This window comes from Prevotella heparinolytica (assembly GCF_004342845.1).
Taxonomy (GTDB): Bacteria; Bacteroidota; Bacteroidia; order Bacteroidales; family Bacteroidaceae; genus Bacteroides; species Bacteroides heparinolyticus.
This window is the reverse complement of sequence record NZ_SLXB01000029.1, coordinates 1-17,794: the sequence shown is the minus strand read 5'-3', so window position 1 is coordinate 17,794 and position 17,794 is coordinate 1. Positions and strand designations below refer to the sequence as shown.

12 protein-coding genes are annotated in these 17,794 nt (G+C 47.0%); 4 read left to right on the top strand and 8 right to left on the bottom strand.

The window, feature by feature from the left end; all coding sequences use genetic code 11:
• Nucleotides 1–121 precede the first annotated feature (121 nt).
• Nucleotides 122–3,829 carry a phosphoribosylformylglycinamidine synthase gene (gene purL / locus EV202_RS12905; protein WP_106070059.1) on the bottom strand — a complete coding sequence of 1,236 codons (3,708 nt, stop codon included), beginning with the start codon at nucleotides 3,827–3,829 and terminating at the stop codon, nucleotides 122–124.
• Nucleotides 3,830–4,404: 575 nt separating this feature from the next.
• On the opposite strand from purL, the gene EV202_RS12900 reads away from it, so the two are divergent.
• The 4 genes from EV202_RS12900 to EV202_RS12885 are packed head-to-tail and all read left to right on the top strand — an operon-like array spanning nucleotide 4,405 to nucleotide 8,128.
• On the top strand, nucleotides 4,405–5,058 hold the full coding sequence (locus tag EV202_RS12900; protein ID WP_131927345.1) for a LysE family translocator: 654 nt from the start codon (nucleotides 4,405–4,407) through the stop codon (nucleotides 5,056–5,058).
• 31 nt (nucleotides 5,059–5,089) lie between these two features.
• The gene (locus tag EV202_RS12895; RefSeq protein WP_131927344.1) at nucleotides 5,090–5,629 is read left to right on the top strand and encodes a DUF4924 family protein; all 540 of its coding nucleotides are present in this window, start codon (nucleotides 5,090–5,092) and stop codon (nucleotides 5,627–5,629) included.
• A gap of 49 nt (nucleotides 5,630–5,678) precedes the next feature.
• Complete coding sequence (gene rfbD, locus EV202_RS12890) at nucleotides 5,679–6,539, top strand: dTDP-4-dehydrorhamnose reductase (RefSeq protein ID WP_131927343.1); 861 nt, start codon at nucleotides 5,679–5,681, stop codon at nucleotides 6,537–6,539.
• A 23-nt stretch (nucleotides 6,540–6,562) separates the two neighbouring features.
• Complete coding sequence (locus tag EV202_RS12885) at nucleotides 6,563–8,128, top strand: peptide chain release factor 3 (protein ID WP_131927342.1); 1,566 nt, start codon at nucleotides 6,563–6,565, stop codon at nucleotides 8,126–8,128.
• 141 nt (nucleotides 8,129–8,269) lie between these two features.
• On the opposite strand, the gene EV202_RS12880 is transcribed toward EV202_RS12885, so the two are convergent.
• The 7 genes from EV202_RS12880 to EV202_RS12850 form a co-directional block, all read right to left on the bottom strand.
• On the bottom strand, nucleotides 8,270–8,968 hold the full coding sequence (locus EV202_RS12880; protein WP_106039972.1) for an HmuY family protein: 699 nt from the start codon (nucleotides 8,966–8,968) through the stop codon (nucleotides 8,270–8,272).
• Nucleotides 8,965–11,310, bottom strand: a complete 2,346-nt coding sequence (locus tag EV202_RS12875) for a TonB-dependent receptor (protein ID WP_373724166.1) — start codon at nucleotides 11,308–11,310, stop codon at nucleotides 8,965–8,967. The genes EV202_RS12880 and EV202_RS12875 overlap by 4 nt, the downstream gene beginning before the upstream one ends.
• Before the next feature lie 70 nt (nucleotides 11,311–11,380).
• Nucleotides 11,381–11,971, bottom strand: coding sequence for a DUF5025 domain-containing protein (locus EV202_RS12870; protein WP_106039974.1), 591 nt, complete (start codon nucleotides 11,969–11,971; stop codon nucleotides 11,381–11,383).
• Nucleotides 11,972–12,051: 80 nt separating this feature from the next.
• On the bottom strand, nucleotides 12,052–12,678 hold the full coding sequence (locus EV202_RS12865) for a DUF4903 family protein (protein WP_373720932.1): 627 nt from the start codon (nucleotides 12,676–12,678) through the stop codon (nucleotides 12,052–12,054).
• Nucleotides 12,679–12,895: 217 nt separating this feature from the next.
• Nucleotides 12,896–13,363, bottom strand: coding sequence for a hypothetical protein (locus EV202_RS12860; RefSeq protein ID WP_106039976.1), 468 nt, complete (start codon nucleotides 13,361–13,363; stop codon nucleotides 12,896–12,898).
• A 19-nt stretch (nucleotides 13,364–13,382) separates the two neighbouring features.
• Nucleotides 13,383–14,798: a hypothetical protein gene (locus EV202_RS12855; RefSeq protein ID WP_106070051.1), complete on the bottom strand. Its 1,416-nt coding sequence runs from the start codon at nucleotides 14,796–14,798 to the stop codon at nucleotides 13,383–13,385.
• Nucleotides 14,799–14,892: 94 nt separating this feature from the next.
• Nucleotides 14,893–17,367, bottom strand: coding sequence for an outer membrane beta-barrel protein (locus tag EV202_RS12850; protein ID WP_131927340.1), 2,475 nt, complete (start codon nucleotides 17,365–17,367; stop codon nucleotides 14,893–14,895).
• Nucleotides 17,368–17,794: the final 427 nt, after the last annotated feature.

The following is a 17,794-nucleotide window of genomic DNA, read 5'->3' as shown; positions in this document are numbered from 1 at the left end:
AATGTTAGAGGAAGAAAGGCTTCCGGGCTCTCCTGTGCGGGTAGCGGTAGAAACGAAACGTGCCAAGGTTCCCGAAAGAGCCTTGGCACGCTGTCTTTGTGTGTATGTCTTTGTTACATCGTTACTTTTTCATCTTCTCCTCTATCCACTTGCGCGCATTGACAAACGCTTCCATCCACGGAGTGATTTGGTCGCTGTTTATGCGCTCTGCCGGATAACAGCCGTTCTGCCAGGGCAGGATGGAACGTTCGGGGTGGGGCATCATGGCGAGGTGACGTCCGTCGGCGCTTGCCAGTGCCGCTACCGAATAGTCGGAACCGTTGGGATTGCCGGGATATTCGTCATAATTGAACTTGGCTACCACGTTGTATCGGTCCTCGTCATACGGCAATGAGAATTTTCCTTCGCCGTGGGCCACCCATACGCCGATTTTGCTGCCGCTCAACGAACCGAACATCACACTGCGGTTGGCGGGAATCACCACGCCGGCGAATTCGGACTCGAATTTATGCGAATCATTATGCAGCATTTTGCCCTTTTTCTTGTGTTCGGGGTTGATGAGCCCAAGCTCCATCATCAGTTGGCACCCGTTGCAGATGCCCAGCGACAGGGTATCTTCGCGGGCATAGAACTTGTCGAGTGCTTCTTTCGCTTTGGGGTTGTAGAGGAATCCTCCCGCCCATCCTTTGGCCGAACCGAGAACGTCTGAGTTGGAAAAACCGCCGACGTAGGTCACCATGTTCACGTCTTCCAATGTTTCGCGTCCGCTGATGAGGTCGGTCATGGTCACGTCTCTTACGTCGAAACCTGCCAAGTAGAGGGCGTATGCCATCTCACGCTCGCTGTTCGAGCCTTTCTCGCGGATAACGACTGCACGGATGCCCGATGGCGTGCGGCGGTTCGGGTCGATGCCAAATTGGGAGAACTTGCCTGTGAAATCGGGCTTGAACGCAAATTCCAACGGTTGCATCTTGTAATTCTCGAAACGTTTCTTGGCGCAGCCGTTCATGGATTGCTTGCGGTCGAGCAGGTAAGATGTGGAGTACCACACATCGCGCATGTAGTCGATGCCGAACTGGTAGGTGGCGCCATTTTTCGATACAAGGATGTGGCGTTCGTCTGTCGGCTTGCCGAGTGCGACGTAGCCTACTCCTGCATCTTCCATGATACGTTTCACTTCGTCCCTATGCTTGTCGCTTACCTGAATCACGATACCCGGATTTTCTGCAAACAGGATTTTGATGAGGTCTTGTTCCTTGATTTTGTCCAGATTGATTTCCATGCCGCCTTCAACGTTGGCAAAACACATCTCCAGCAGTGTGGTGATGAGGCCGCCGGCCGAAATGTCGTGTCCGGCAAGAATCAATCCCTTGTTCACCAGTTCCTGCACGGCAAGGAAAGCATCACGGAAATACTCGGCATCCTGCACGCAAGGAACGTCGTCGCCCACTTTGCCCAGTGATTGTGCGAAAGCGGAACCACCCAGCTTCAGGTTATCGAAGCTGAAGTCGATGTGATAGAGAGTGCTCTTTTCGTTGTTGACCAACACCGGCGAAACAACTTTCTTTATGTCGGAGACTTCACCGCCGGCAGAAACGATCACCGTGCCCGGAGCAATGACCTTGCTGCCGTCGGGATATTTCTGTGTCATGGAGAGGGAGTCTTTGCCGGTAGGCACATTGATTTGTAAGGCGCAGCAGAAGTCGCTCAACGCTTTTACAGCCTTGTAGAGGCGGGCGTCTTCGCCTTCCTGCGAACGGCAAGGCCACATCCAGTTGGCGGAGAGCGATACGCTGTCCAGCCCTTCGGCAAGCGGTGCCCAGACCAAGTTGGTCAGCGCTTCGCTGACGGAGAGTATGGAGCCGGCAGCCGGGTCGGCAAGCGCGGCTTGGGGGGCATGACCCAAAGAGGTGGCAATGCCTTTTTCGCCACGGTAGTCCAAAGCCACCACACCGCAGTCGCTCAACGGCAACTGCAATTCGCCTTGGCATTGCTGGCGGGCCACTCTGCCCGTTACGGAACGGTCTGCCTTGTTTGTCAGCCAATCTTTGCAAGCCACGGCTTCCAGTTGGAGCACGTTGGTAAGATATTCGTGCAGTTGCGAAAGTTGGTATTTCGGCATCTCGTAGTGACGTTCCACGGTCTTATCCACCATATAGGTCTTTGGAGACGAGCCGAACATCTGTTCTACGGCAAGGTCGAACGGACGTATGCCATCCGCCTGTTGGAAAGCAAAGCGATGGTCGCCGGTGGTTTCGCCCACTACGTACATCGGAGCGCGTTCGCGTTCGGCAATCTTGCGCACGTGTTCGATGGCTTCTTCCTGAATCAGCAGTCCCATACGCTCCTGACTCTCGTTGGCTATAATCTCCTTTGCCGACAATGTCTTGTCGCCGATGGGCAGCTTGCTCATATCAATCAGGCCGCCGCACTCTTCCACGAGTTCTGACAAACAGTTGACGTGTCCGGCCGAGCCGTGGTCGTGGATGGAAACAACCGGATTGGTATCTTCCTCACAGAGCGCGCGTACCACGTTGTAGGCACGTTTCTGCATCTCGGCGTTGGCGCGTTGCACGGCATTCAGTTCGATGCCGCTGCTGTATCGTCCGGTATCTACGGAAGAAACGGAACCGCCTCCCAAACCGATGCGATAATTATCTCCTCCGATGACCACCACTTTGTTTCCGGCTTCGGGTTTGCCTTTCAGGCAGTCGCGTTGAGTGCCGTATCCCACGCCGCCGGCCAGCATGATGACCTTGTCGTATCCGTATGTCTCGTCATTCTCTTTATGCTCGAAAGTGAGCACGGAACCGCAAATCAGAGGCTGACCGAACTTGTTTCCAAAATCGCTGGCACCGTTGGATGCTTTGATCAGGATTTGTTCCGGGGTTTGATACAGCCATTTGCGCACCGGCAAGATTTCTTCCCAAGTGCGTCCTTCGTCCGTGCGGGGATAGGATGTCATGTAGACGGCGGTCCCTGCAATCGGCCATGAGCCTTTTCCGCCGCCCATACGGTCGCGGATTTCGCCGCCTGTGCCGGTAGAAGCGCCGTTGAACGGTTCCACGGTAGTGGGGAAGTTGTGTGTTTCCGCTTTCAGCGAGATGACGCTCTTGATGTCTTTCATCCGAAAATAATCGGGCTTGGAGTGGTCGGCCGGAGCAAACTGCTCGATGACCGGTCCTTCGGCAAAGGCTACGTTGTCTTTGTAGGCGGAAATAATTTTATTGGGATTTTCTTGTGTGGTCTTTTTTATCATTTGGAAGAGCGACGACTCTTGTTCCACGCCGTCGATGATGAATGTTCCGCCGAAGATTTTGTGTCGGCAGTGTTCCGAGTTGATTTGCGCGAAGCCGAATACTTCGGAATCGGTCAGCCTGCGGCCGAGGTCTTTTTCCACCTTCTTAAGGTAGTCCATTTCTTCTTTGGAGAGGGCCAGGCCTTCTTTTTCGTTGTATGCTTCCAGGTCTTCGATGTGTACGATGGGTTCCGGCCGGCGGTTTGTGGTAAATATGTTCTGGTCGAGACCTTTGTACATGCGTTGCAGCATAGGGTCGTGGTCTGCGTTCTCGTCTTTCACGGGAAAGTATTCCTCGATGCGGGTTATGCCGTTCAAGCCCATGTTCTGAGTGATTTCTACGGCATTTGTGCTCCAAGGGGTAATCATTTCGCGACGCGGGCCTACGAAATGTCCTTTCAGGTTGTCTTCACTTTCGGGGGCGGCTTCTCCAAAAAGCCAGCAGAGTTTGTCGCTGTCTGCCTGATTGAGGTTGCGGTCGCACTCTGCGGCAATCACGCTCTTGGACGGGGTTCTGAAAAAAAGAATCATGGTTGTATTTACGATTTTATGAATTACGGTCTTATCGCCGGAGTCACTTTTTCAAGCATCCTCTTCGTTTTGTGTGGCAAAGATAAGGAAAATCGCCGTGGAGGTAAAAAGATTGATAATAAAAAAACAGGGCTTGCGTGTAATGTTTATCCGGGTTCGGGATAAGAAGCAGGTCGATGGTTTCACCTGAAGGCTTGTTTTTGAAGTATATCACGTTGGATATCAGTGGCTTGTTTCCGCCTTGTCAGGCACTTGTCTCTGACGGCTCAAACACTTGTGTCTGACGTGTCAAGGACTTGTGTCTGTCGGCTTGGACACTTGCCTCTGTCACGACAAAGGTTTGCAGCTGTCAAACTTAGCAAAAGTAAGCGCCTATACCGAATTCTGGTAATATTTCATGGATTGATATGGGATGCAATAGTTTTTGCAGGTTTTTCTTTCAAAACAGATTTTAAGTAAGCGGTAGCAGGCATTATTCAGGACGGAAACAAAGAAATGACATTGATGTGAGAATACTGTGGAAAAAACGTTAACACTATTGGTTCTTTTCGTAAAAAAGTCCGATATTTGCACCCATGATTCAGATAGAGACCATATTTGATATATTGTGGAAAGGATTCATAATAGGTATAATTGTGTCCGCACCGTTGGGTCCTGTAGGTGTGTTGTGCATTCAGCGCACTTTGAATAAAGGGCGGTGGTATGGTTTTGTAACCGGGATGGGAGCTTCGTTGAGCGATATTGCCTATGCTTTGCTGACGGGCTACGGGATGAGTTTCGTCTTTGATTACGTCAACAAGAATATTTTCTATCTGCAACTTTTCGGGAGCATCCTGTTGCTGGTTTTCGGTATTTATACGTTCCGTAGTAATCCGGTGCAGTCTATTCGTCCGGTCTCCACGAACAAAGGTTCTTATTTCCATAACTTCATAACGGCGTTTGCCGTCACGCTTTCCAATCCTCTGATTATTTTCTTGTTTGTCGGTCTGTTTGCCCGGTTTGCTTTTGTAAGCGAAGGGGTATTGGTTTTCGAGGCTGTCACCGGATACTTGGCCATCGCATTGGGTGCTTTGGCTTGGTGGTTTGGCATTACTTTCTTTGTCAATAAAGTCCGTGCACAATTCAATCTGCGCGGCATCTGGATATTGAACCGGATCATCGGAGGCATTGTCATGGTGGTGTCCGTTCTTGGACTGGTGTTTACGCTGATGGGCGAATCGTTGTATTAGCGAATATCGTGTATAATTGATGGTTTCCGAAATGAAGATTGCACAGCAACTGAAAGAAAAAAACATAGCCGAATACCTTATATATATGTGGCAGGTGGAAGACCTGCTCCGTGCCAATGGATGCGATACAGACCGCTTGCGCGATAATATCGTTATGCGTTATCCGGAGGAGGAGCGTGCCGCATTGGAAGAGTGGTATGGAAACCTCGCTGATATGATGCGTGCCGAAGGCGTCACGGAGAAAGGACATCTGCAAATCAACCGGAATGTGGTTCAAAACCTGACGGAGCTGCATGGAGCATTGCTGGCCTCCACCAAATATCCGTTCTATAATGCGGCTTACTTCAAGGCATTGCCGTTCATCGTGGAGTTGTGCCGAAGGAACGGTCGGCAGGAAGAGTCGGAAATAGAGACATGTTTCGAGGCGCTTTATGGCGTGCTGTTGCTGCGTTTGCAGAAGAAAGAAATCAGTGAGGGCACGTCCAAGGCCATGAAGGCTGTCAGCAGCTTTATCTCTCTGCTTGCCAATTATTATGACAAGGAGAAGCGGGGGGAGCTGGAACTTGATTAAAAAAGAATTGTTCATCGTAACATCCATATTTAAAGTGTAACTTGTTTAAATGAATATTTTAGTAACCGGCGCCAACGGTCAACTTGGCAACGAGATGCAAGTGTTGTCGGAAGAGCATGCCCGTCACACCTATTTTTTCACTGATGTACAGGAGCTGGACATTTGCGACGAACAGGCTGTGCATGAGTTCGTGAAAAGCAATCGGATCGACGTTATCGTGAATTGCGCCGCATATACGGCCGTGGACAAGGCGGAAGACAATCAGGAGTTTTGCGATAAACTGAATCATGTGGCTCCGGGCTATCTGGCCGCTGCCGCCGAGGTTTGTGGCACAGCGTTGATACATATATCCACGGATTATGTGTTCGACGGAACGGGGCATCTCCCGTATACCGAGGAGGCGGCTCCTTGCCCCAATTCGGTGTATGGAGCTACCAAGTTGGCGGGTGAGCAGGCGGTCATGGCGAATTGCAGCCGTGCAATAATTATCCGTACGGCTTGGCTGTATTCCATCTATGGCAACAACTTTGTGAAGACCATGCTCAAGTTGGGACAGGAACGTGACACGCTGGGTGTTGTCTTCGACCAGATAGGTACGCCGACTTATGCTTATGATTTGGCTTGCGCCATTTTCTCGGCAATCAATCGGGGGATTGTGCCCGGTGTTTACCATTTCAGCAATGAGGGAGTTTGTTCTTGGTATGATTTTACGTTGGCCATTCATCGGCTGGCCGGCATAACGACTTGCAAAGTAAGTCCTCTGCATACGGATGAATTCCCGGCTAAAGCTCCGCGTCCGCATTATTCCGTACTAGATAAGACAAAAATAAAGAAAACGTTTGATATTGAAATTCCGCATTGGATGGATAGTCTTGGTGCCTGCATCAAGAAGCTGAATGTGGGAAGATGAGATATCCCAATTTTGAATGAAATATGAATGAAATAGATCGTCGGAGAACATTTGCCATTATTGCGCATCCGGATGCCGGTAAAACATCGTTGACAGAGAAACTGCTGCTTTTCGGCGGACAGATACAGGTGGCGGGCGCAGTGAAGAGTAACAAGATAAAGAAGACGGCAACGTCCGACTGGATGGACATCGAGAAGCAACGCGGTATATCTGTAACCACCTCGGTGATGGAGTTTGACTATCAAGACTATAAAGTGAATATTCTCGACACTCCCGGCCATCAGGACTTTGCCGAAGATACCTACCGCACACTGACTGCCGTAGATAGCGTGATCATTGTAGTGGATGGTGCGAAAGGTGTGGAGACACAGACCCGCAAGTTGATGGAGGTGTGCCGCATGCGCAATACGCCTGTAATCATCTTTGTCAACAAGATGGACCGTGAAGCCAAAGATCCTTTCGACTTGCTGGACGAGTTGGAAGAAGAGCTTGCCATCCATGTGCGCCCGTTGACTTGGCCCATCGAGAGCGGTATCCGTTTCAAGGGGGTATATAACATCTACGAGCGGAACCTGAATCTTTACCAGCCCTCCAAACAAGTGGTGGCCGAGAAGGTAGAGGTAGATATCGATACCGAAGAGTTGGATGCGCGGATTGGCGCTCAACTGGCCGGCAAGTTGCGCGGCGAGTTGGAGTTGCTGGACGGCGTTTATCCCGATTTCGATAAGGAAGAGTACCTCAAGGGAACGTTGGCTCCGGTGTTCTTCGGCTCGGCACTGAATAATTTCGGTGTGGAGGAACTGCTGAACACCTTTGTAGAGATTGCTCCCAGCCCTCGTCCCGTGATGGCCGAAGAGCGTGAGGTTGAGCCGGAGGAACCCAAATTCACCGGATTTATCTTCAAGATTACCGCCAACATCGACCCTAATCATCGCTCCTGCATCGCTTTCTGTAAGATATGTTCCGGCAAGTTCACGCGCAATGCTCCCTATCTGCACGTGCGTCATGGCAAGACGATGCGTTTCTCGTCGCCCACACAGTTCATGGCGCAGCGAAAGACCACCGTCGACGAGGCATGGGCGGGAGATATCATCGGTCTGCCCGACAACGGCACGTTCAAGATTGGCGATACGCTGACCGAGGGCGAGATGCTGCACTTCCGCGGCCTGCCCAGTTTCTCTCCTGAGATGTTCAAATACATTGAGAACGCCGACCCGATGAAGCAGAAACAGCTTGCCAAGGGCATCGACCAACTGATGGACGAAGGTGTGGCGCAGTTGTTTGTCAACCAGTTCAACGGTCGTAAGATTATCGGCACGGTGGGACAGCTCCAATTCGAGGTTATCCAGTATCGTTTGGAGAATGAATATAGTGCCAAGTGCCGTTGGGAACCCCTCAGCCTCTACAAAGCCTGCTGGATTGAGAGCGATGATGCCGCAGAGCTGGAGGCATTCAAAAAACGTAAATACCAGTATATGGCTAAAGACCGTGAGGGCAGGGATGTGTTCTTGGCCGATAGCGGATATGTGCTTCAGATGGCTCAAATGGACTTCAAACATATTAAATTCCACTTCACGAGCGAGTTCTGATTGCTTTTAAAAGGATACGTTACATTGTACATATAGAGAAGACGTGGCAAAAAACAAAGCCTCCTGCATTATGATATAATATCAGGAAGTCCAATGTGTTTTGCCTCATCCTCTCTTATATTATATTCTGTTCGTCGGGTATTATTTCAATTCATCGCAATAATAACTCATTTGTCCGCCCGTATCGCCAATTTCCACATCGGCCTTATACCAACTGATGATTTGTATTTTGAAATACCTCTGCCCGTCGGCCGTGCGCACCACGTATGTATGAAACGAGGGAGTATAAACGGGTGGCGGACCGGAAAAAGTCATGGCCTTTGCCAATACAGGGTTCGCATCCGTCAATGTGGTTGCTGGTCCCCGGTTAGGGTCAAACCATGGGTTTTGCTGGAAATCCAGTTTATGAGCGATGAGATATTTGTTCCAGTCATTGCGCGACATGGTGATGTACACGGAGTGGTCGTCTACAGCCCATTGGATATCGGAAGGCAATTGCGATACGGTTTGCCACTTTTCGTACGCCCCGCTTCCTAAATCGGCGGCACCGCCCTGTCCGTTCCCCGACGTGCCGCTGTTTGTACGCATGCGGTAGCCGCAAAAAGCCAAGTCCCAATCGGTCCGGTCTTTTTGCTCACCCTCGGTGATATCGGCGTTCACTTTGTATCGATTGAATATTTGTCCGGTTCGCAGGTTGATATATAGCCAGTCGTTGGTTACGCCGGTGGTATATCCCGTGTTGCGAGGCAGCACTTTTCCCGTGAAAGGCTCTGCGTCATAATCAACGCAAGAAGCCAACGTGAGGGCAGTCCAAAGTATTGTCAGGAAATAATGTTTCATTTCTTTCGTTTTAATAATTTCACAATATCGTCTACAAGGAATTCTACTTGCACATATCCTTTCGCCCCGGCAGTGGCAGGCACGTTGAACATAGTGATGCCCGAACCCAGCGTATGGGGAACATAATTGAAAAGATTGTCCACTCCCACCGCCAGTTTCACCTTGTTATGGAAAGTCTGCACAACAGAGAGATTGCAGAGCACATACGTCGGCAATGTGCAACGGAAATATGCGTCGTAGCTCTTTTTGTGCTCTTCCACCCATACGCGGTCTTGCACGTCGAAATTCTTTTCGCCCATCAGCGAAGCGCTGAAGATGGTTTTCAGCCGATAGTTCCTCTTATTGAGCGTATAGTCGAGGCTGCCTGTTGCGGCGTGTGGCGATGTGGTGTTCACCTGTATTCCGTCCTGTTTGCTCACATTGACGTAGCTGTATGTGCCGTTGAGTGTCAAATAATCGCATACGTGCCATTTTAAGATGGCCTCCACTCCCAACATACGTTGGCTGCTCAGATTTGTATATTCAAAGTTGTATTGCATATCGTAGATGTGCCAAACACCTTCTATTTTTTTTCTGAAGAAGTTGCCGTATGCGTTGACATTCACGAAGAACCTGTCGCGGCTGTATTCCGCGCCTATAGAGAAGTAGTTGTTTTTTTCCGGTTTCAGTTCTTCGTTTCCTTTGATTTGAAACATGCCCAGATGATCCCAATTGAAGAACAACTCTTTGATGCTGGGGGCACGGTAACCCATCGAATAATTGGCGCGTATGGCCCAATGGTTGTCGGGCGAATACTTCACCGCCACTTTGGGCATCCACATGAAACCGAAAGCTTCGGAGAAGTTGGTTCGTACGCCTGTCGAGAGCATCCACCGGTCGTTGGGCGTCCATTCCTCTTGCAGGAAATACTCTGTTTCGCGCAGCGAACGAGTGGTCATCTTCCGGTTTACGAAGCGGTCGCTTGTCAGGTCGTCGCTGATATGCTCCACGCCGAATATGATGTTGTGCCCTTTGAAATAATCGCTTGTCAGTGTCAGGCGGGGTTGCAAGATACGGCTTTTGTATACTTTCTTGCGTGTGTCGATTCTTTCGTGCCGCTTGAAGCGGTCGTAAAAGTCGCTGTGCATGCTCATGTTGACGGTGAACCAGTCTTTCACGTTATACCTCACTTTCAGGCCTGCCATGAAATCGCGGCTTTGCGAGAAGTTCATGTCCTGTATCAGGTCGTATGAGTTCATGAAAAACATCGAACCGTATGCCTGAACGGATAGGTTCTTGCCGGGTTCATAATAGAACTTCTGTGCAGCGGAAATATGCTCTGTTCCCTCGATGCCCATCGGCGAGCGTGTTGCCACGCTCTTCAATGTAATGTCGTGTGGCAGAAAAGGGTTGGCCTCCTTGGTGTACACCTTGATGTCATTATCCGCCTGATACATGTAGAAAGCGTCGCTTTCGCTATACCACACATCCGTCTGAGAAGTAAAAGCCTTGTGTTTGACACCTGCCGACAACCATGCCTGAAGATTAGGGCGGTCGCTGTTTTTCTCGAACATATACAGGAAATCTTTCGGAGAGGGATTCTTATAGTTACGTTCGTTCATCTGTGCCCAGCGCACGCCCGCCTGTATGTCGAGCGGTTTTACGGTTTTCTTCGAGATGAGATTAATCACGGCTCCCGAAGCCCTGCTGCCATAAAGCGTGCTGCTTGCGCCTTTTACTATCTCCACGCGATCGATGGCATGCAGGTTGAACCGCTCATAATCCAAATTGCCGGCCATGTCGCCGGTCATGCGCTCGCCGTCTTGCAAAAAGAGGACGTGACGTGCGTCGAGCCCCTGCATCGAAATTTCATTGCCGAAGCCCACTTTCTGTATGTTCATTCCCGGCGTTTCCTGTTGCAGGGCATGCTGCAGGTCGCTGTATCCGGCATCCACAAGTGCCTTGCCCCCCAGCACTTGTGTGGTGATGGGTGCCAGCTTGATGGGGCGTTCCGTGCGCGACCCTGTTACAACAACATCGTTCAGGTGTATTACGTCTTCCTGCATCGTAATTGTTGCTTCATCTATTGTCGGCGGGAAGCTGTCCGTTATCGGAACATAGCCGATTGCGCTCACCTTATAATATATGTTTTTCCCTTTTTCGGCCTCTATAACAGCCTTTCCCTCCACATTCGTTATGCAGTGCAGGGCTTTCGCCATGTCTTTGTGAGTAGAAAAACTGATGCTTGCCCCGATTAAAGGCTGTTGCGTCCCTTTTTCCTGCACAGTGATTTTTACCCTATGTTGCGCCTGCGTGTTTGCTGCAACAAGCAGGCTACATAGAGCAAAAACAATGTATTTCATTTGCATCTTTATTTCTGTTTTTATCTTTTTAAGAAAGTAATTGATGATTAAAGATTAATAAAATAAAGGATTATCGACTTCCATACCCGGCGTGTATGATTATCGAATCTTCGGGATTCTTCTCATTGTAAAGAATTCCTTCTAATTTAACATCAATAATGGGATCCATATAGGAAAGCCAAGTAACGTTTGTTATTTCGACCTTGAAAGGATTACGGCTGTTGGCTTCGTAAATTATATTGCCATTTGGAAAGGCTTTGGTTAGTTTTATATTACTCTCATACCATGCTTTCGGATCAAAATCGTATGTACCTAAGTTGCGTACACCGACATTCAATTTATATAGTCTGATATAGAGTTGAGTCTTTTCGTCAATGCCAATACCCGTATTTAGAATATTTATAGAATCAATCCCTGTCCATGCTTGTTTTGCATAAAAGCTCTCGCGTATGCTATAAATAGGCATGGATAAGTTATCGGTACGCTCACTGTTGTCCAACTGAACATATTTTCCGTTGACAGAACCTTTAAAATATCCCCAATACGAATCTTTCTCTTTCGATCTATCATTGAGTGATGTATCTTCATCCTTTTTACAAGATGAAAATATAGCGATAGTGTATACAAAGAAAAAGAAAGGGAAAATGATTTTAGCTTTCATTTGATATATACCGTTTTTTGGGATTATTTGTAAGTGATACTTATAAAGAATTTTATTTGATGAAGACTTTTCCGCTTTCTTTACAATCCGTGCTCTTTTTTGTAGGCCTCCAAGTCCCTTTCATATTGGGCAAACTCTTCCTCGTAATTCTTGATACGGTTTTTGTCGATGGTTTGTAAGAAGCATTCGGAGCGCACACTCATCATGTTGTAGTCGACAATAAAGATGAGTTCTTCCGTCTTTACATTTAAATAGCCTATAACGCCGGCTCCGCTGCCTTTCTGTACTCCGGAATCGTCTTTGTTATCTCCGGTGACACTTCCGTCTTTACCGACGAACTTTATCCACCCGTCGCCTCCATATTCATTTTTCTCATAATAATTTAGCTGCATGAACTTGCATTTGCAAGAGAAGTAGACTATTAGCGGCATTTTACCTACGGAGAATCCGTTGAGCGACAATTGCATACTGTCTTTTTCCCATTTGAAGTTAAATTTCGTAGGGCATCCTTGGGGAAGAAGAGTTTTGTCAACACCACTCATTGTGGCTTTTGTTGACAACACAATGTCTCCGTTCAGTATAGTCTTTGCCTTTTCGAGGTATTCTTCGTTGGCGGGCTTTTGTTCTAATCTTTCATCACTGCTGCAAGACGACATTCCCAAGAATAAAAGGGCCAAGAGATAAATATTCCATTTTAATAATTTCATTAGCATACTTATTTAGTTATTTAATATTATAGTTTAGACTCCTCTTTTCTTTGTTGATATCTTATTCACAATATAATATAGTCTTTGCCTCGTTGACACATTCTGTATCGGTTTTTCTCTTTTTATGGTCATCACTGTTACACAAAAGAACCAAAAAAAGAAAAGCATCAAGAGGCAAAGACACCACATTAAAACATCTTATAGGCATTCTCTCTGATTATGGTTGGAGAGTTCCGTCAAAGGTTACAGATGCAGGGAATATAGGAAGAGATTGCCAACCGGCATAAGTATTAAGAACAAAATGCAAATTATTATTTACTAATGTACCGGTTAGGCTGCTCAGTTTTATATTAATTGAACCTCCTATTGTGAATGCCAAATATCCTGCTACACCATTTATAGGTGTACTTGAGGTAATGACACCATTGTTAATTGCAATATTAACATCAACATAGATGGTTCCGGGCATTTTCCCGATAGGACCAACTTCGCCTGTCAAACGATATAGATTGTTACCAAGACTTGTTAATTCAAAATCTTGACCTGTAACATTATCGTATAACTTTCCATTCATCGTGACGTTACTTAACGTTCCATTATAAGAACCAGCTTGTGCATTAGCGTTGGTAACTATTCCCAAAAGGCACATTACCGTTAAAACGGTAGAAATCATAAGTTGTTTCATAGATACTAAGTTTTAATTATTATTTAATAAGTGATGACCATGTAACTCCTCTTATTGCAGGTTTGAAGTAAAGGGTTGTTGATTCCATCAAACGTTGAGGATTCATATTGACAAAATATTTCTTTATAAAATCTTTTGTAACTTGTCTGTCGAATGTTTTTTGAGTACAGCCGTAAGTTGTAACATTAAAATGTGTGTGGAATTCTGTTAAGTTTGGGTAGACAATAGCACAATCTTCCGGTAAATCGCCTATTCCCAATGTCTCTATTAATTTAAAATTAGACAAGTCTACTTTCTTGAAATTGGTCAAGTTGGCCAATATAATCTGCCAAGCCCGTAATCCTGTTTTAGAAGGTAAAATGATTTCCGTTAAGTCTGGGCAATCTATAAAAATTAAAGCAGAGCCATGAGGTCCATTCTGTTCCATTTCTATATCTCTCTGACCGAATTCTGAACTTTGGCTTAAATCAACTTTTTTAAGACCGGTTGATGTTGTCCAGCTTATAGTTGTAAGTTTTGTAGCATTTTTAAATTCCATTCCATCCGGCACATCTACATTTGAAATATACATGTATGAAATACCAGAAGTCAAGTTCATGTATGGAAGTTTTACTTTTTTAGACAATGCTATAGTAAAAGTTTTACCTTCCCAATATGGGTTCTCAATAATATATTGCACGCCTTCCAATGTTTCTGCGCTCTTTACTCCATACGCTTTGTTCAAGACACAAGCATTCAGCTTATCCTTAATGCTTAGTTGCTTATTTATATCTATATGGATGCCGTCGTCGGCAAAGATGCTTGAAAAATGTTTTTTGAAATTTGCCCTGATTTTCTCATCGGGAACAGTGCGCAACGTGTTGTATTTGGAGAGTGCGCCATTATCATCTATCATTTTTACATCCATTTTGCCCGACTTTATGTTTTCTTCGTTTTTGCGATAGAAACGTACGAGGTCTTTGATGTTGAACTTAGCCTCCGCAGGCAAGTAGAGTTTAGTGATGTCGCGCAGGTTGGTGACTGTTTCATCGCCATTTTCCTCCACCTCCACTTTTACCAGATTATCATAATTGTGTATATCGTTACCCGTAAGGTCGATACCGGTAATCTGCTTAGGCAGTTTGGCAAAATCGAACGACGGGCCGTAGCCGTTATCAGAGAGTTTCACCTCTTTGAGGTTGGGAAGAATGTCCAACCCCGTGAAGTCGGCAATTTTTGTTCCGCTTAAATCGAGTGACACCGTTGCGTTGACCTTGTCGTTAAGCTCTAACTTCCCCTCTTTGTCGAAAATATACCCTTTGGATTTTAAAACTGTCATCAATTCGGTATTTTTCAATACAGTAGCACTGTAAGCAGGACCGTCGTCCTTGCTGCAGGAACTGAATCCTAAAATAAAAGCGGCCATTAAAGGCAATACAAATTTTCTTGTTTTCATTCTGTTAAAAAAATAAATTATTTCAGAACAAAGGTAATGGTGCTGTAAAAAACATACAATACCTTAAAATTATGATTTTGCGGAATTTATATCCTTATTTATGGGGATGATTCTTCCGGGTTCTGGTAAGATTAAAATTATATTTAAGGGATAGAAGCACGTAGCTTCTGATTTGCGGGCGATAGGATTCGTGATAGCTGTAGGCGGTTATAGAGCGGACAAGGTTGTTTCGTCTGTTCAGAATGTCGTTCCAACTGAAAGAAAGCATTGCCTGCTTCTTTTTGAGGAAGCTCCACGAAACGGCCAGATTCCACAGCCATTGGTCGTCGGCACTTGTGGCATAGGTGCCGCGTCGCAAATAGCAGGCGGCATCGCTTCTGGCTTCTATATTATAAGGCAACTCTATGCTGCCGCTTATGCCTATGTTATAATCACTGGTTTCGAGATGCGTATCAGTCAGGAGGTTATGCGAACGGTACGTCTGCCATCCTCCGCTCAGTTCGATGTATCCCCACTGTGGCTGATAACTACATTTCAGGTTGATATTGTTTCCTGTGGTGCGCGTCCTGCTTTTGGTTGCTTCCGTTTGAGCATTTTCATTGAAAAGGCCGACCGAGTTCTGAATAGAAGCCCTTGCTCTTGCCGAAACAAGGAATTTCCCCAACAGTTTCTGCCATTGCAGCATGCCCTCTGCCAGCCAATTGCCGTCGATATTGACTGTGCGGTAAGTGCGTGCCCCCGTCTTATTGTTGTACAGCACCTCCTCGGCGAAATCGTTGAACGTATTCCGGAAATTACCGGAAAGCGTCAATCCGGTTTTGTTTTCTTCCAGATTGACTCCGAACTGTTGCCGGTAGGAGGCTTTTAAATGGGGATTGCCTATCCTTATGGATAACGGATTACTTATGTCGCCCGATGTGAGAAGCGAGTGTATGGAGGGTTGTGTACTGTTTCCGTTATATTTGAACTCTATCGCCATTTTGCCCTTTCGCCGTTTGGCGCTGAAGTCCGGTTTGTATTCCGTTGCCTTGACGGTTGTGTCTATGGATGCGGAAAAAATTTTCCGGCTTATGTTTCGTCGTTGCAGTTCGATTACAATGCCGCCGGTAATGTGCCATGAGTTGCCTTTATAGTCCATCCTCAGCGTAAGTTCCTGCCCCGTTGTGGTGAGTTTGCTTTCATTGCTCAAGCTGTCTATGCGTTGTTTTGTTTGCGCAATGTGGTCGTAGCTGTCGAGGCTGTTGCCTGTCTTTCTGTATAGCACCCCATAGCCGGCTTGCAAGCGCAAACGTTTATCGACAGGTTGCGTAAGAAGCAGGGAAACATGGCCGTTATGCTGATTGGAGGGTGTTTCTTGATATAGGTTGCGCACAAGCAAAGAATCATTGCCCGCCGTATTTTTCAACCGATGGTATCGGGTTTGCGACAGGCTGACGCTTTCCGTTCGGGTTGAATTTCCATTGATGGCGGCCGTCAGGCTGATGGAGGTTCCGGATTTATTCAAACGGCGGGTAAAATCGGCCGACAGGTTATAGTTTGCTGCCTTGCTCGTGGAGCTGACTTGCAGCATGCCGGAGGTCAGGGGAAGTATGGCAGAATTCTTCTCGTACAGCTCCGTCTTGTTGTCGGTTTGACTGACCGTTTGCCCACGGCTTCCGTTGGCGTTGACGTTTAAAAGGGTTTTCTCGTCGATTTTGTAGCTCATGGAAAAGTTGGCAAAGTCATTATGATTCTTTCCGGACACCAATGAGGATGATTCTTGGTGCTTCGTGCCCGATGAGAGGTATTGCTCGTCGTAGTCGTCGCTCTCGCTTACGTTGTGGAAAGAGTTGACGGACACGCTTCCGTTCAACGTCATTTTCCGGCCTATTTTCTTCACGATATTGCCCGACAACATATTCTGGAAATTCCCTTTCAGCGCATTCATGTTGCCAAGGTTATCGCTACGAGCTATGATAGAGATGTTTTCGCCATTGGCGTTGAACATGTTGGCCTGCGCTTCGTCCCGCCGCCTGCCGTGGTTTCCGTGTTCGGCGGTCAACGAACCGGAGAGGCTTCCGTTGTATGTGTTTTTGGTTTTTATGTTCAAGACGAAATCTTCCGATCCGTTGCTTACTCCTGTCATCTTTTCCATCTCCGAAAGCATGTTGTAGAGTTGCAGCAGCTCTATGGCGTCGGCTGGCAGATTTTCCAATGCGGCTGCGATGTCGTTGCCCATAAATGTTTGACCGTTGATGTTGACTCCATTAAGCAGTTTTCCATTGAAGGAGAGCAGTCTGCTCTCCTTGTCAAAATCCATTCCAGGAATCTTCTTGATGAGGTCTTCCAGCTTCGCCCCCTTATGTACTCGCAGGTTGTGGGTGTTGATAAAAGTGGTGTCCCGCCTCACGTCGATAAGTTTGCGCCGTCCGATGATAACGACTTCGTCGAGCAAAACTTCCTTGAGCAGCGTATCTTTTTCAATGCCCGAATAAGAGGAACTCACAGTGCGTTCATGCACGGAGGAATATGCGGAAATCAGCCCGAGTCCCCACACCATGATACCTATTATAAATATCTTTTTATGCATTTGCCGCAAAGGTAAACGGGAAAAAAGTTTCATGCAATACCTTATTCTTGCGATTTTTTAAAGGTATACCCCCATTGTATGTCAGAACGAACGATTTTTTAGTGTCCTTTTTTGAGTTTTATTTTACATTTCAGAGGAAACACACACACGCTTCCCGATGCTTTTTTATTCACTCCCTGACTGAACGGGATTCAGTCGGCGACTGAAACCATTTCAGTCAGTGAGTGAAACCCTTTCAGTCGCCGACTGATTGTACCCCTCTCAGAACACCTTCTCGATGGGGGTATGAGTGGCTTGCGGCATAAGCCGGGTTATGGTAATAAATAATTATATTTAATGCGAATCAGTAGTTGGTCTCTGATTCTTGTTTTAAAAAATTAGATAAATGAATGCGATGGCAATTTTTCCCATCGTATGTACTAAAAGT

Coding starts and splice junctions, on each gene's coding strand:
- EV202_RS12880 (WP_106039972.1), bottom strand. CDS start 8,968: ATGAAACATTATTTCCTGACAATACTTTGGACTGCCCTCACGTTGGCT.
- EV202_RS12895 (WP_131927344.1), top strand. CDS start 5,090: ATGAAGATTGCACAGCAACTGAAAGAAAAAAACATAGCCGAATACCTT.
- EV202_RS12850 (WP_131927340.1), bottom strand. CDS start 17,367: ATGCATAAAAAGATATTTATAATAGGTATCATGGTGTGGGGACTCGGG.
- EV202_RS12900 (WP_131927345.1), top strand. CDS start 4,405: ATGATTCAGATAGAGACCATATTTGATATATTGTGGAAAGGATTCATA.
- EV202_RS12885 (WP_131927342.1), top strand. CDS start 6,563: ATGAATGAAATAGATCGTCGGAGAACATTTGCCATTATTGCGCATCCG.
- rfbD (WP_131927343.1), top strand. CDS start 5,679: ATGAATATTTTAGTAACCGGCGCCAACGGTCAACTTGGCAACGAGATG.
- EV202_RS12875 (WP_373724166.1), bottom strand. CDS start 11,310: ATGAAATACATTGTTTTTGCTCTATGTAGCCTGCTTGTTGCAGCAAAC.
- purL (WP_106070059.1), bottom strand. CDS start 3,829: ATGATTCTTTTTTTCAGAACCCCGTCCAAGAGCGTGATTGCCGCAGAG.
- EV202_RS12865 (WP_373720932.1), bottom strand. CDS start 12,678: ATGAAATTATTAAAATGGAATATTTATCTCTTGGCCCTTTTATTCTTG.
- EV202_RS12855 (WP_106070051.1), bottom strand. CDS start 14,798: ATGAAAACAAGAAAATTTGTATTGCCTTTAATGGCCGCTTTTATTTTA.
- EV202_RS12860 (WP_106039976.1), bottom strand. CDS start 13,363: ATGAAACAACTTATGATTTCTACCGTTTTAACGGTAATGTGCCTTTTG.
- EV202_RS12870 (WP_106039974.1), bottom strand. CDS start 11,971: ATGAAAGCTAAAATCATTTTCCCTTTCTTTTTCTTTGTATACACTATC.